Raw genomic sequence first — 15279 nt, 5'->3', positions numbered from 1 at the left:
TGAGTATTCCGTTACTCTTGCGTTTAAACTGAGCCTAGGAATTAAGAGAGGTAGAATATGATTGTCATTACAGGCGCAAGCAGCGGACTTGGCGCGCAACTGGCGAAGCTTTACGATGGGGAAGGTAAACCCACGTACCTTACAGGAAGAAGCGAGAGTAAGCTCTCCGCAATCACATCTAAACTGCCTCATAATGTCGGCTACAAAGCCTGCGATCTCGCATTATATAAAGACGTTGAACAATTATTTGAATCGTTAGAACAGCCCCCTAGAACAGTGATTCATAGTGCGGGAAGTGGTTATTTTGGGTTGTTAGAAGAGCAAGACCCAGAACACATTCAAACCTTAATAAATAACAACCTCAATTCTGCGATTAATGTGTTGAGGGAGTTGGTTAAGCGATACAAAGACCATCCGGTAAATGTTGTTATGATTATGTCTACAGCAGCACAACAACCAAAAGCTCAGGAGTCTACTTACTGCGCGGTTAAATGGGCAGTAAAAGGCTTAATTGAATCGGTTCGTTTAGAGCTAAAAGGTAAGCCGATGAAAATAATCGCCGTTTACCCGGGGGGCATGGCGACAGAGTTTTGGGAATCTAGTGGAAAGTCATTGGATACTAGTAGCTTTATGCAGTCTGAAGATGCAGCCCAAATGATTCATGATGCTCTGTCGAGCATAGGTAATGGCTACGTTTCTGATATCACGGTTAATCGTTTATAAACGCCATTGATATTGGGAAGATGGCTGTAAAACGAAGGGCTGTTGACAAGATATAGGTGCTAGAACTCTCCTTTGTCACACATTGTGGCGAAATTATCAGCAAACGATAGTTATTTAAGGTTTTTCTGCTTGCGCAGGTCAAAAGCTTACGTATAATGCCAACCATCAAAGGGCAAAAGCCTAATGATGCCGGTGTGGTGAAATTGGTATACACGACGGATTCAAAATCCGTTGCCTTCGGGCGTGGCGGTTCAAGTCCGCCCACCGGTACCATACATAGAAAGGTCGCTTTTATAGCGGCCTTTCGTCGTTTATAGCCTTTGAACATTCTAGGTTTGCTCGCTTTTATCTATAACTTCTTCACCCTTACTCTTTCTTACCCTTTCACTTTTTCGATTTCGAAACCTAGTCGTTGCTCCATATTTGGTTCATCGATTGTCAATTCTTTGCGCTAGTTTGGTGTGGAGATAAGTGCGCCATATATTTTTTCAAGAGTAGGGGACTTTTGGCGGTAACATGTTGAAGGTGGAGGAAAAACAAGGTCGTCTTTTGTCGTGAAAGTATTATTCACTAGTATGGTTTGGAAGTTTGCCTACTTTAGGCTGATGGTTTTCACTATTTTGGTGCGATGATTGGCTCCCTAAGTTTAATGATGAAATATCAAACTGTATTTGTATGGTTGCCTTTTTTGATACTGAGATATGTGAAAAGATGCCCGTCTTAACTATCTACATTGTGGCACCTTCAACTTTGTTACGAAAAAGCAAAGTTTAACGGGATGCCAACTTCACCATTAAAAGAAAAGGATAATTTAAATGATAGGGAGATTAACCCAGCTGTTCCCTGTTTGGGCTGTTATATTCGCCTTAACTGCTTACTTTTCACCTAGTCTCTTTGTCGATTTAAAATCTCAAATAGTACCGCTACTTACCATCATTATGCTCGCCATGGGAATAAGCTTATCACCAAGTGATTTTCTCAATGTTCTTAAGCATAAAAAAGCCGTGGGAGTTGGCGTATTTCTCCAATTTTTAATTATGCCTCTTACGGCCCTACTCATTAGCTTTTTATTAGGTTTTAGCACCGAACTTACGGTAGGTATGGTACTTGTTGGCAGTGTTGCTGGTGGTACGTCATCGAACGTAATGGTATTTCTGGCCAAAGGTGACGTTGCACTTTCCATTTCGATGACGGCTATATCTACCTTGTTAGGCGTAATTTTAACGCCATTACTTGTCGAGGGACTGATTGGTCAAAGTGTTGATGTTCCTGTCTCAGGGATGTTGATGAGCCTAGTTAAGATCGTTTTACTTCCTGTCTCGATTGGCGTAATCATCAACACATTCATTCCTAAAGTGGTTGTTGAGGTAAACGCTATCTTGCCTTTAGTATCAATGGCTGCGATTGTACTTATTATCGCGATTGTCGTTGCCTTAAACGCTGAAAACCTCAATACGGTTGGGCCTTTAGTTGCGTTGGCGGTCATTTTACACAATGGCTTAGGGCTGACTGCGGGTTACTACTGCTGCCGTCTGCTTGGCTTCAATGAATCTACATGCCGGACGATTGCATTTGAAGTGGGGTTGCAGAATTCAGGTTTAGCAACAGCACTGGCAATGAAGTTCTTCTCACCTGCATCGGCGATTGCAGGCACAATATTCTCAGTTTGGCACAATATTTCAGGCTCTCTGTTAGCGGGGTATTGGGCAAGCAAAAAAACTCGTAAACCTGAAACGGTAACCAATAGCTAACTTGGTATTAACCTCGATTATCAAACCACTACTAACTTCCTGAATGCTCTCTTTCATTCAGGAAGTTACAACGGGTAAATCACAACGACTCACCTCCACTTTCCTAAACACCTTAAAAACTAATCCCTCAAGTGTAAAATCCACCGTTAGCGAAGCAAAAACGTAGCTGGAAGGTTTTGCCGCTCGATTCCTCCACTTTAATAGACTGAGTTTTTTTCCTTGGATGCTGACAAGCTGGGAAAGTAGTTGAGTCAAAATGCTTTCTATAGAGATTTGAAAAATTTATTAATCAGTGCGTTATAATAAGTAAGTGTAAATTTTAGAATAAATTAAACGAATGTAATCCAGAAATAAATTCTAGGAATAATGATATTAAATGAATTTTATTTTTAAATAAATTTTTTGTATAAATACTTTACCAATTCATTATATATTTATTGATAGATGGTTGTTTTCTTGTTTTTGATGATTTTAATTAGTTGTAAAACTTTCTTTAAATAATTGTTTGTCATGACCGAATTTCGTTGATTATGCCCGTTTTTTTGTGTGATCGTTCTATATTACGGTCAATATGCTTCAAATCCAAATCAATACGTGAACACTCCCGCAAAATAAAGCAATAGAAAAGTTATTATCAGCGGCATGTAAAGGAAATTCAGAAGATGAACAATGAAGTCTATATCTAGAACCAACTATATTTTGAATGTTGTTAATAAGTCTGGAAAGGCGTCAGTTACTGATTTGGCTAATGACTTAGACGTTTCAGTAGAGACGATACGAAGAGACCTGAAAGTTCTAGGTAAGAAAGGAGAGCTGATTCGAGTTCATGGAGGCGCGATATGTAAAAACTATAAAGATGAAGGAACATCTTTCAATAACAGAGCGAATCGCAATGTTAACGATAAAATGGATTTAGTTGATCAAGTCATTTCCAATATTTACGAAGGTTCAGTTGTTGGGCTAGATGCAAGTTCCTCTAGTTGGCTTGTGGCCCAAGCTCTTCCTAATATGAAGTGTACGGTAGTAACCAACTCTATTAACAATATAAATGTGTTAAGTGGTAAAAATAACATTTCAATAATTAGTTTGGGTGGTTCTTTTTCCGAAAAGTACAAAGCTTTCTATGGCCTTATTGCGAGAAAAACCTTAGCTGAAATGTCACTTGATGTCAGTGTTATATCATGTGTTGGGTTCGATGAGTTATCAGGAGTATGGGACTCCAATGAATACAACTATGAAATAAAGCAAATGTTCATTAATGTGTCAGAAAAAGTAATCCTCTTAGCTGATAAGAGCAAATATAAGAAAAAAAGTCTATTAAAGGTCTGCGACTTCGATGAAATAGATATTTTAATATCTAATGCTGATATTAATACATAGTTCTAATTAATTTTAAATAATGTAAAAACTATTCCTGTCATATGGAAGGAATAGTGGCACTTGAAGGAAATTAAAATGACGGACGTTTTATCATCCACTAATCCAATAAGTTCTAAAAAAGACACAATTGAAGTAATACCCAAATCAATACTAATACCTTTTATATTACTTACTGCTTGCTTTTCCCTGTGGGGCCTTGCAAATAATATGACCGATGTACTGATTGCTCAGTTTCGTAAGGTATTTACTCTAACAGACATGCAGTCAGGTTTAGTACAAACGGCCTTTTATGGCGCGTATTTTGTGTTGGCTTTACCTGCTGCGATATTTATTCAGCGCTATAGCTATAAAGCAGGCGTATTGCTTGGACTTGGTCTGTTCGCCTCTGGTGCACTACTTTTCTATCCCGCAGCACAGGCGATGGAGTACTTACCATTTCTGATGGCGCTTTTTGTACTCGCTGGTGGTCTGTCAATTTTAGAAACAAGTGCTAACCCATACATTATTGCAATGGGTCCTGAGTCAACTGCGACTCGCCGTTTGAATATCGCCCAAGCTTTTAACCCGGTGGGCTCTATTACAGGCGTACTTATCGGTAAGATTTATATCCTTTCACAGCTTCACCCTGCGACAGATTCGGAACGCGCGGCAATGTCAAGTGAGCAACTCGACATCATCCAAACGGCGGAACTTAACGCAGTTATGATGCCTTATCTCGCCGTTGCTGCGGTCATCATTGTGGTATGGCTCGCCATTGCATTTACCAAAATGCCAAATGTTCGTGAGGTTGTAGCAACAACTGACATCGATCAGTCTTTACGTGCAACGTTTGGTCGTTTACTGAAGAAAAAGCACTTTGTTCTCGGTGTTATCGGCCAGTTCTTCTACGTCGGTGCGCAGATTGGTTGTTGGTCTTGGACTATCCGCTATGTGATGACTCAAGTCGGTGGTACAGAAGCGGAAGCTTCTAACTTCCTACTTGCTTCAATTATCGTCTTCAGCGCTTTCCGCTTCATCTGTGTAGGGTTAATGAAATTCATTGCCCCTGAAAAACTTCTTGCTGCACTGGCCTTGATTGCCGCGCTGCTAGTACTGGTTCTAATGACCATTGGCGGTACAACGGGAGCATACGCTTTGGTTGGTATCTCTGCCTGTATGTCACTGATGTTCCCAACTATCTTCGGCTTATCACTACGCGACCTTGGCAGTGATTCTAAATTCGGTGGCAGTTGCTTGATTATGGCCATTCTTGGCGGCGCTGTGTTAACCGCAATCATGGGGCAATTGTCTGACTCGATGGGCATCCAGGCTGCTTTCATTATCCCGCTGATTGGCTTTGTCTACTTAGTATTCTTTGGCCTTAAAGGCTACCAAATTAAAAATTAATCCCACGTTAATGTGAAATAGAGAATCGAAAAATGAAAAACTTAGTAAAAATCGGTATTCGTCCAACAATCGATGGTCGTCGTCTTGGTGTTCGTGAATCTCTTGAAGATCAAACTATGAACATGGCTAACAACCTAGCCAAGTTTATTACTGAAAATGTACGTCACGTTAGCGGTGAAGCTATTGAATGTGTTATCGCAGATACGACAATTGGCGGCGTAGCGGAAGCATCAGCTTGCGCAGAAAAATTCAAACGTGAGAACGTTGGTGTGTCTATTACCGTTACCCCTTGCTGGTGTTACGGTACTCAAACGTTGGATATGGATCCACATCTGCCAAAAGCTATTTGGGGCTTCAACGGTACCGAACGTCCTGGGGCTGTATATCTAGCCGCAGCAATGGCAGGTCACTCTCAACTTGGTTTACCTGCGTTTTCTATCTATGGAGAAGAAGTTCAGGATAAAGATGACACGTCTATTCCTAGCGATGTTCAAGATAAGATCCTTCGTTTCTGCCGCGCAGGTTTAACTGTTGCTTCTATTCGCGGTAAATCCTATCTATCTATGGGCTCGGTCTCAATGGGGATTGCGGGTTCTATCGTAGACCAGCCGTTCTTCCAACACTACTTAGGCATGCGCAACGAGTATGTTGACATGACTGAAATTAAACGTCGTCTAGACCGAGAAATCTTCGATAAAGAAGAGTTTGAACTGGCGTTGTCGTGGACAAAAGAACATTGCAAAGAAGGTAAAGATTACAACCGAGTTCCAATGACCGAAGAGCGTAAAACGGAAGATTGGGAAACCGTGGTTAAGATGACGATGATCATGCGCGATCTGATGATTGGTAACCCAAAACTAGCAGAAATGGGCTACGCGGAAGAAGCAATGGGGCACAACGCTGTTGCAGGCGGTTTCCAAGGTCAACGTCATTGGACGGATCACTTACCGAATGGAGACTTTAGCGAGGCTGTCCTGAACTCGTCATTTGACTGGAACGGAATCCGTGAACCTTTTGCTATTGCGACAGAAAACGACTGCTTAAACGGCGTAAATATGCTGTTCGGAAAAATGCTGACAGGCCAAGCGCAAGTATTCTGTGATGTTCGTACTTACTGGTCTCAAGATTCAGTAGAGCGTGTCAGTGGCTTCCGCCCAGAGTCTGGATTGATTCACCTTATTAACTCAGGTTCAGCGGCGCTGGATGGCTGTGGGGAAGCTCGTGATGAGCAAGGTCAACCTGTATTTAAACCTCATTGGAATATGAATGCACAGGATGCAGAAGCGTGTCTGGCTGCGACCCAATGGCCACCTGCAGATGTTGAATATTTCCGTGGCGGTGGTTTCTCATCTAACTTCCTGACTCATGGTGGTATGCCATTTACGATGCATCGTATCAACATCATTAAGGGCATTGGTCCGGTACTGCAAATCGCAGAAGGTCATTCGGTGACGCTACCTGCCGAGGTGCATGAAACACTTAATGAGCGTACAAACCCTACATGGCCAACCACTTGGTTTGCTCCACGCCTGACGGGTGAAGGTGCGTTTAAAGATGTGTATTCAGTCATGGCAAATTGGGGCGCGAACCACTGTGTTATCTCTTACGGTCACGTTGGTGCTGACTTGATCACGCTTGCTTCCATGTTGCGTATTCCAGTGGCAATGCACAACATCGAAGAGCAAGACATATTCCGCCCTCACACATGGACTGCATTTGGTCAGGATAAAGAAGGGCAAGACTACCGCGCTTGCGAAAACTTTGGTCCTTTATACAAGTAATCTTCACGGGCGGGGTTACTCCGCCCCTTTTAGGAGCCCCCATGTCTGTAGTGATTGTTTTAGATTGTGGTGCGACCAACTTACGTGCCATTGCGATTGACCAAAAAGGCACGATCGTGGCGTCTCATTTCATAAAAAACTCGACCAAATGTGATGCGCAAAACCCAAGTTATTATGTGTGGGATTTCGAAGAGATCTGGCAAAAACTCCTTGAGTGTGGTCAGTACGTTGTGAATCAAGTCGGAGCGCAAAATATTCTGGGTGTAACTGTAACGACATTTGGCGTTGATGGTGCCCCGTTTGATAGCGACGGAAATCAGATTTACCCAATTATCTCTTGGAAATGCCCGAGAACCATACCGGTAATGAGAAAGGTAGAAGAAGAGGTTGATCGTCTGGATCTCTACCGCAACAACGGGATTGGAGACTACAGCTTTAACACGCTTTACAAATTGCGTTGGCTCAAAGAGAACGAGCCTGAAGTGTACGCAAAGATGGATAAATTTGTCTTCATTTCGTCAATGATCACCCACAGGCTTACTGGCGAAATGACGGCCGATTACACAATGGCTGGCACATCCATGCTGACCAGTGTGGAAACCTGCGGCTGGAATGATAAAGCGTTGCATTACCTTGGCCTGACATCGAATCACTTCCCTAGGCTTGTGATGGCCGGTGAAAAGGTGGGATATGTTTCAGAAAACATCGCCAAACAATTAGGGCTTGTTAGTGGAACACCAGTTATTTCCGCAGGGCACGACACTCAGTTTGCCTTAGTGGGATCAGGAGCGAAAGAGAACCAAGCGTTTTTGAGCTCAGGCACCTGGGAAATATTAATGGCGCGTAGCCTGCGGCCTGCACTCAATCAGCAAGCGTTGGATAACGGAGTAACCGTAGAGCTCGACTCATTAAAGGGGTTGTACAACCCAGCTATACAGTGGCTCTCTAGTGCGGTCGTTGAATGGGTTGTGACGCAATTTTACAGTGCAGAAAAGCACTCGAACGATTTGTACACCACCATGATAAATGAAGCTGAAGCAGCCGGGTCTGGGGCTGGTGGTGTGGTATTTAAGCCAAATCTATCTGTTGATGAAGGTGGTATTGGTCAAGGATCAATAGAAGGTCTTTCCATTCATACCTCGCGCGGTCAGATCGCACGAGCGGTATTCGAAGGTTTAAGTCTGCAGCTTAAACAACGTTTTATGTATCTGAATCAATTGTGTCAATTAAGCGATGATCCAATCGTTGTTGTGGGTGGTGGCACTAAAAATCAGCTTTGGAATCAATTGCGCGCCAACGCGTTGCAACGACCGCTCCATATCGTAGAGCAGGCCGAAGCGACAGTAATCGGTGCCGCGATGTTCGCCTTTTACGGCGTGGGTTTATACCGCTCTATAGATGAATCTCAACAAAACATGCGTCCTCAATTGCGTGTGGTCTATCCAGAAGCAACATCAGTCTTAAATCAAATAAAACAGGAGCACAGCCATGCTTAAAGGTATTCACCCTGCAATTTCGCCAACGCTACTGGCGACACTTTCTGAAATGGGGCATGGCGACGAGATCCTGTTTGCTGATGCACATTTTCCTGCTCACACGTTCAGCAACCATGTGATTCGATGCGACGGCGTTGGAGTGGACACGCTATTAACCGGTGTCATTCCACTATTTGAGTTAGACCAATACGTACCACAACCACTTGTGATGATGCAGGCCGTTGACGGGGATGAATTGGACCCAACGGTAGAAGAGAAATACTGCCACGCCATGTCGGCTGAAGAAGTAACCAGCAAACACATAGAAAGACTGGAACGTTATGCGTTCTATGAGCGTGTAAAACAGTGCTACGCCGTGGTACTCACAGGAGAAACCGCGAAATACGGCAATATTATTCTCAAAAAGGGCGTAACAAGCATTTAATTTTAAGGATTAACGAAATGAACCGAATAGAACTTTCCCAACAAATTATTGATACCTGTTTAGAAATGACCCGTTTAGGTTTAAATCAAGGCACTGCTGGTAACGTCAGTGTGCGTTTTGATAACGGCATGCTAATCACACCAACAGGTATTCCTTACGAACAACTGACTCCTGACCATATTGTCTATGTTGCGGAAGATGGCACTTTTGAAGACGGTAAACTTCCTTCGTCTGAATGGTTGTTCCACCTGACTTGCTATCATCATCGTCCAGACATGAACGCCGTGGTACATAATCATGCGATCAACTGCGCTGCGGTCTCTATTATGAACAAATCAATCCCTGCTATTCACTACATGATCGCTGCATCGGGAACGACTGAAATTCCTTGTGTACCTTACGCTACTTTTGGCAGCCCTCAGTTAGCGAAGTACGTGGAAGAAGGCATCTCAAAAAGCAAGGCAATCTTGCTTCAGCACCATGGCTTGATCGCCGGAGAAGTGAACTTAGACAAAGCACTTTGGTTAGCGCATGAAGTCGAAGTATTGGCAGAGCTTTATCTTAAAGCCTTAGCGGTTAACCCAGAGGTTCCTACGCTGGATGACGAGTCTATGCAAGTTGTTCTGGAAAAATTCAAGTCATATGGCTTACGAATTGAGAAGTAATTAGGAGTAAATAAAATGGCCTTTGCATTAAACCTTCCAAAACTGAGTTACTCAGGCGTTGGTGCAGTTGATGACGCTATTTCTACGTTGAGCCAGCAGCCAATTCAACGGGCATTGATCGTAACCGACGCAAATCTGGTGGAGTTGGGAATCTTAGATCACCTCTTTGCACTGCTCGATAAAGCTTCTATCGACTATGTGTTGTTTGATCGAGTGACGCCTAACCCTACGGCATCGCTCGTGCGTGAAGGTTTGGAAACGTATGTTGATACGGGGTGTGATTGTTTTATCGCGGTTGGAGGTGGTAGTCCGGTAGATTGCGCGAAAGCAATTAGAATTGTTGCGTCAAACCTCGGAGATATCGTCGATTTTGACGGCATTGGCAAGGTGAAGATTGATGGCGATTTTTTCATTGCCATTAATACCACAGCGGGTACCGCTGCTGAAATGACATCAAACTCAGTCATTACCGACGAAGAAAGACAAGTGAAGATGGTCATTATTGACTCAAAACAAATCCCTGATATCGCGGTTAATGATCCTACTCTGATGATTAATTTACCTAGCCATGTCACGGCAGCTACGGGTATGGATGCGCTGACTCACGCAATAGAAGCGTACGTGACGCCAGGCGCTCACACTTTGACTAAACCAATGGCTTTAGAAGCGATTCGCCTAATTACCCAGTGGCTACCCGTAGCGGTTGAAGATGGTCAAAACATCAAAGCACGCGAAGAGCTAGCCAACGCACAGTTCCTTGCAGGAATGGCCTTCAATAGTGCTGGTTTAGGGTTAGTACACGCAATGGCTCACCAGCCTGGTGCGACACATAACCTACCTCATGGTGTGTGTAACGCGATTTTGCTTCCGGAAGTGTGTGCCTTTAACGCAGAAGAGCATCCAGAGAGATTCCGTGATATTGCACAGGCCATGGGGGGGAAGATTGAAGGTCTAGATGATAAACAATCAGCTGAATTGGCTGTCGACTTAATTCGACAACTATCTAAGCGAGTTGGCATCCCTGAGGGCTTCAAAACCTTAGGAATTAGTCACGACGATTGCAAAAACTGGATAGACAAAGTGTTAGCCGATCCCTGTTTAGGCGGTAATCCTCGTCAACCAACACCGCAAGAAATTGAGGAGTTGTATATCGCATGTATTTGCTGAATTGTTGAGTCGAGTGCATGTATCAGTATTTTTATTTTATGGCATTAGGAAAATATGCAAAGTGACTCTCTAGTCGGTTTAGAGGTCAAATTATTGAAATAAGAAATGAAGTAAAGGTGAGTCAGCTCAGAAGTGACTGACTCGTCGTTTTCTAGGATGTAGACCTTGTAGTATTAACAGCTCGGTTTGGCTGTTTAATTCTTTACGTTATTGCTTGTGTCCTAAAAGTTTGTCTACTCAAGCTCCACTGGTGGTCTAAACACCATTTCATGAACCACAACATCTGCAGGCAGCTTTAGCAACCCTAATATAGTGCGAGCCACGCTTTCGGGTTGCATGTACTCAGGACGACTGGCGGTTCTAAAGTTGGTGTCGGTACCGCCTGGTAATAGGTTAGTCACTTTTATTCCATGAGGTTGGGCTTCTTTCATTAGTACGCCCGTAAAACCAGATAGCCCTTGCTTCATCGCTGTGTAAACCGCCATGGTTTCACTCGCGCGCTTGGCAACTGTGCTGGTGACATTAATGATGTATCCCGACTTTTGTACTTTCATAATTGAAAGTGCTTCTCTGCACAGAATCGCTGGAGCTCTTAAATTGATGGCATATTGTTGGTCGAACTCTTCTAAAGAGAATTCATCAACTGTACACTTACGAGTGTTCAGGCCAGCGTTATTAACCAGAACGTCCAATCCGCCGAGTTCATCAATCGCTTGGTTGAACATATCTATCACTTGTTGTGAGTCAGCGAGGTCATAAGCGCCAAACTTACATCCGGTGATGTTGTGTAATTCGCTTAACTTATTTTGATTTCTGCCAGTGGCAAAAACGTCATGCTGCTCAGCACATAGTTGTTTTACCAGTTCAAACCCAATACCACTGCTGGCACCCGTAACAAGCACTTTCATTTTGTGTCTCCGAGTTAACGTAAGAAAGAATTCCAGATTTAATTATGCATCGCTTAAACTGAACGACAAATGGCTGTGTGGGATTTCGATTTAATCGACTGCTGAACTGTGACTGAACGCTTCGTTTATTGGCATTCCCGTTTGTCTTTTTTCTCTTTACACGCAAAAACTGTAATGTCTAAAGCAGATACATAACTTCTAGACGATACGCGCCTCGTAGTTTTTTGTTCTTATTGATGAATTCGTTATCAAAATTTACTAATATTCGAGGTTTGTCGTTAGAATTCAATTAGTAGTGAGCTGTGGCAGCAATTAAACTTACCGTGGATCGTATCCAGCCGGGGTTACATATTCGCTTACCCTTAAAGTGGAACGAGCACCCCTTCCTACTCAATAGCTTTAAAATTAAAGACCAAGAACAGGTTGAGATGATTCGTCACCTCGGCGTTAAGTTTGTGTACTATAATCCTGAACAAAGTGAAGTTTCTCCGCTTCCTTTCAATTTGGATAATGTCGATACAGTCAAGAATGACGGGACGTTAGATCTAGAAACGCAAAAGTTGTGGCAGGAGAAGGAGAAACGTATAGAAAGGCTGAGTGCTTACCGACGCAGAGTCATTCAATGTGAAAAAGAGTTTGAGCGTTCACTGGCTCGTATGCGTTCTGTGATGATGAAGATTCGTAATCGACCAGCGGCCGCGGTAAATGAAGCCAAGCAATTAACAGAAGATATCGTCGATAAACTAATGTGTGACGACAATGTCACGTTGCATTTGATGAATGGCAAAAACGAATTTGAGGATATCTATTTTCATTCTCTTAACGTTGCTGTCATTGCGATGATGATCGGCCGTGCAAAAGGTTACTCTGCAGAGCAGTTAAAGGAGTTATCTTTCGCTGCACTTTTTCACGATATGGGGAAGGTGAAAATCCCAACGGCGATTTTAAGAAAACAAGTGCCCCTGACAGAGCCCGAAGCAAACTATTTAAAGTTACATACTAAGTATGGCTTGGATCTGGCCAATCAAATAGAGGACTTCCCTGAAACGGCTAAGGTAGTGATTGCTCAACATCATGAGTTAAGAGACGGGTCAGGCTACCCGAAAGGGTTGCAAGGGGATGAGATAAATGAGTTTGCACAAGTCATTATTGTGGCTAATGCGTTTGATAACTTGTGCCATACGCAAGTTGCAGCAGAACAAAAGATTCCGCATACAGCGCTCTCTCATCTATATAAAAACTGCCAACACCTATATAAAGAAGAAGACCTTAATATCTTGATTAAGTTTATGGGGGTGTTTCCTCCAGGGACGGTCGTACAGCTATCCAACAATATGGTTGGATTAGTCATTTCTGTAAATGCCTCGAATCTACTATTCCCAAATGTTTTGGTTTACGACCCATCAGTACCGAGAACTCAAGCTCCAATCATTGACCTAGAGTCGAAAGACTTAAGGATTATAAATGCAATTCATCCATCCAAATTGCCGGAGAAGATAAAAGAGTATCTTAATCCACGCTCACGGATATCATATTTTTTTGAGAGTGACGGTTAGTTATCCACAGGGTTTTGTGAGTATTATGTAGAAATCCTGAGTGTTATTTTGGGGTAATTTTAAGGCTGGATGGAAATTGTCCGTTTGGCATGTTTTTTTAGAAAAAATGCGTTTTTAGTATTGCCAAAGAAATTCTTCTCCCTATAATGCGCATCCACCGACACGGCAGACGCGATAAGGCTTCAGCAGGGTCGGAGAGGTGAAAAGCTTCTACGCAAATAAGTTGAAAAAAGTGTTTGACACTCTCAATCAAATCGCTAGAATGCACCTCCGCTTTGAGAGGAAAACTTCTCGAAAAGCAAGCTCTTTAACAATATAAACCTATCAATCTGTGTGGGCACTCGTTGATGATAATCCAATTAGAAACTTCGGTTTCAAATTAGGTTTCAATGATACGAAGTGACCATTGAATCGCAAGATTCAGCACAGTCAATTCAAACATTACTTATGTAATGTTCAGTATTCATTGAGCCGACAAAATCTTAAATTGAAGAGTTTGATCATGGCTCAGATTGAACGCTGGCGGCAGGCCTAACACATGCAAGTCGAGCGGCAGCGACAACATTGAACCTTCGGGGGATTTGTTGGGCGGCGAGCGGCGGACGGGTGAGTAATGCCTAGGAAATTGCCCTGATGTGGGGGATAACCATTGGAAACGATGGCTAATACCGCATGATGCCTTCGGGCCAAAGAGGGGGACCTTCGGGCCTCTCGCGTCAGGATATGCCTAGGTGGGATTAGCTAGTTGGTGAGGTAAGGGCTCACCAAGGCGACGATCCCTAGCTGGTCTGAGAGGATGATCAGCCACACTGGAACTGAGACACGGTCCAGACTCCTACGGGAGGCAGCAGTGGGGAATATTGCACAATGGGCGCAAGCCTGATGCAGCCATGCCGCGTGTGTGAAGAAGGCCTTCGGGTTGTAAAGCACTTTCAGTCGTGAGGAAGGTAGTGTGTTTAATAGATGCATTATTTGACGTTAGCGACAGAAGAAGCACCGGCTAACTCCGTGCCAGCAGCCGCGGTAATACGGAGGGTGCGAGCGTTAATCGGAATTACTGGGCGTAAAGCGCATGCAGGTGGTTTGTTAAGTCAGATGTGAAAGCCCGGGGCTCAACCTCGGAATAGCATTTGAAACTGGCAGACTAGAGTACTGTAGAGGGGGGTAGAATTTCAGGTGTAGCGGTGAAATGCGTAGAGATCTGAAGGAATACCGGTGGCGAAGGCGGCCCCCTGGACAGATACTGACACTCAGATGCGAAAGCGTGGGGAGCAAACAGGATTAGATACCCTGGTAGTCCACGCCGTAAACGATGTCTACTTGGAGGTTGTGGCCTTGAGCCGTGGCTTTCGGAGCTAACGCGTTAAGTAGACCGCCTGGGGAGTACGGTCGCAAGATTAAAACTCAAATGAATTGACGGGGGCCCGCACAAGCGGTGGAGCATGTGGTTTAATTCGATGCAACGCGAAGAACCTTACCTACTCTTGACATCCAGAGAATCTGGCGGAGACGCTAGAGTGCCTTCGGGAACTCTGAGACAGGTGCTGCATGGCTGTCGTCAGCTCGTGTTGTGAAATGTTGGGTTAAGTCCCGCAACGAGCGCAACCCTTATCCTTGTTTGCCAGCGAGTAATGTCGGGAACTCCAGGGAGACTGCCGGTGATAAACCGGAGGAAGGTGGGGACGACGTCAAGTCATCATGGCCCTTACGAGTAGGGCTACACACGTGCTACAATGGCGCATACAGAGGGCGGCCAACTTGCGAAAGTGAGCGAATCCCAAAAAGTGCGTCGTAGTCCGGATTGGAGTCTGCAACTCGACTCCATGAAGTCGGAATCGCTAGTAATCGTGGATCAGAATGCCACGGTGAATACGTTCCCGGGCCTTGTACACACCGCCCGTCACACCATGGGAGTGGGCTGCAAAAGAAGTAGGTAGTTTAACCTTCGGGGGGACGCTTACCACTTTGTGGTTCATGACTGGGGTGAAGTCGTAACAAGGTAGCGCTAGGGGAACCTGGCGCTGGATCACCTCCTTATACGA

The 15279-nt window shown here is 44.0% G+C and carries 11 protein-coding genes, 1 tRNA gene and 1 rRNA gene; 12 read left to right on the top strand and 1 reads right to left on the bottom strand.

Annotated elements, in window-relative coordinates:
* The first annotated feature begins 57 nt into the window (after positions 1 to 57).
* From WJM94_RS19255 to fucO, 10 genes are all read left to right on the top strand, one after another.
* A complete protein-coding gene (locus WJM94_RS19255; RefSeq protein ID WP_444495810.1) occupies positions 58 to 723 on the top strand; it encodes an SDR family NAD(P)-dependent oxidoreductase in 666 nt (221 codons plus the stop codon).
* Between the two features lie 188 nt (positions 724 to 911).
* Positions 912 to 996 (top strand) — tRNA-Leu (locus tag WJM94_RS19250).
* A 542-nt stretch (positions 997 to 1538) separates the two neighbouring features.
* A complete protein-coding gene (locus WJM94_RS19245) occupies positions 1539 to 2474 on the top strand; it encodes a bile acid:sodium symporter family protein (RefSeq protein WP_444495809.1) in 936 nt (311 codons plus the stop codon).
* A gap of 669 nt (positions 2475 to 3143) precedes the next feature.
* Positions 3144 to 3854, top strand: coding sequence for a DeoR/GlpR family DNA-binding transcription regulator (locus WJM94_RS19240; RefSeq protein ID WP_444495808.1), 711 nt, complete (start codon positions 3144 to 3146; stop codon positions 3852 to 3854).
* Between the two features lie 75 nt (positions 3855 to 3929).
* On the top strand, positions 3930 to 5240 hold the full coding sequence (gene fucP, locus WJM94_RS19235; RefSeq protein WP_444495807.1) for an L-fucose:H+ symporter permease: 1311 nt from the start codon (positions 3930 to 3932) through the stop codon (positions 5238 to 5240).
* A 32-nt stretch (positions 5241 to 5272) separates the two neighbouring features.
* On the top strand, positions 5273 to 7021 hold the full coding sequence (gene fucI, locus WJM94_RS19230; RefSeq protein WP_444495806.1) for an L-fucose isomerase: 1749 nt from the start codon (positions 5273 to 5275) through the stop codon (positions 7019 to 7021).
* Between the two features lie 41 nt (positions 7022 to 7062).
* On the top strand, positions 7063 to 8517 hold the full coding sequence (fucK, locus tag WJM94_RS19225) for an L-fuculokinase (protein ID WP_444495805.1): 1455 nt from the start codon (positions 7063 to 7065) through the stop codon (positions 8515 to 8517).
* Positions 8510 to 8941: an L-fucose mutarotase gene (gene fucU, locus WJM94_RS19220; RefSeq protein WP_444495804.1), complete on the top strand. Its 432-nt coding sequence runs from the start codon at positions 8510 to 8512 to the stop codon at positions 8939 to 8941. Before fucK ends, fucU begins: the two co-directional genes overlap by 8 nt.
* Before the next feature lie 17 nt (positions 8942 to 8958).
* Positions 8959 to 9606, top strand: coding sequence for an L-fuculose-phosphate aldolase (gene fucA / locus WJM94_RS19215; protein WP_444495803.1), 648 nt, complete (start codon positions 8959 to 8961; stop codon positions 9604 to 9606).
* A 15-nt stretch (positions 9607 to 9621) separates the two neighbouring features.
* Entirely contained in the window at positions 9622 to 10773 is a 1152-nt protein-coding gene (fucO, locus tag WJM94_RS19210) for a lactaldehyde reductase (RefSeq protein ID WP_444495802.1), read from the top strand.
* 233 nt (positions 10774 to 11006) lie between these two features.
* Here fucO and WJM94_RS19205 read toward each other — a convergent pair whose 3' ends face one another.
* Complete coding sequence (locus tag WJM94_RS19205; RefSeq protein ID WP_444495801.1) at positions 11007 to 11681, bottom strand: SDR family oxidoreductase; 675 nt, start codon at positions 11679 to 11681, stop codon at positions 11007 to 11009.
* 302 nt (positions 11682 to 11983) lie between these two features.
* Between WJM94_RS19205 and WJM94_RS19200 the strand changes: the two genes are divergently transcribed.
* Both WJM94_RS19200 and WJM94_RS19195 read left to right on the top strand, forming a co-directional pair.
* Positions 11984 to 13237, top strand: a complete 1254-nt coding sequence (locus WJM94_RS19200; protein WP_444495800.1) for an HD-GYP domain-containing protein — start codon at positions 11984 to 11986, stop codon at positions 13235 to 13237.
* Between the two features lie 484 nt (positions 13238 to 13721).
* Positions 13722 to 15274 (top strand): 16S ribosomal RNA (locus WJM94_RS19195).
* Positions 15275 to 15279 lie beyond the last annotated feature (5 nt).

The organism is Vibrio sp. YIC-376 (assembly GCF_052353105.1).
Classification (GTDB): Bacteria; Pseudomonadota; Gammaproteobacteria; order Enterobacterales; family Vibrionaceae; genus Vibrio.
This window is presented reverse-complemented; position numbering and strand designations above follow the sequence as displayed.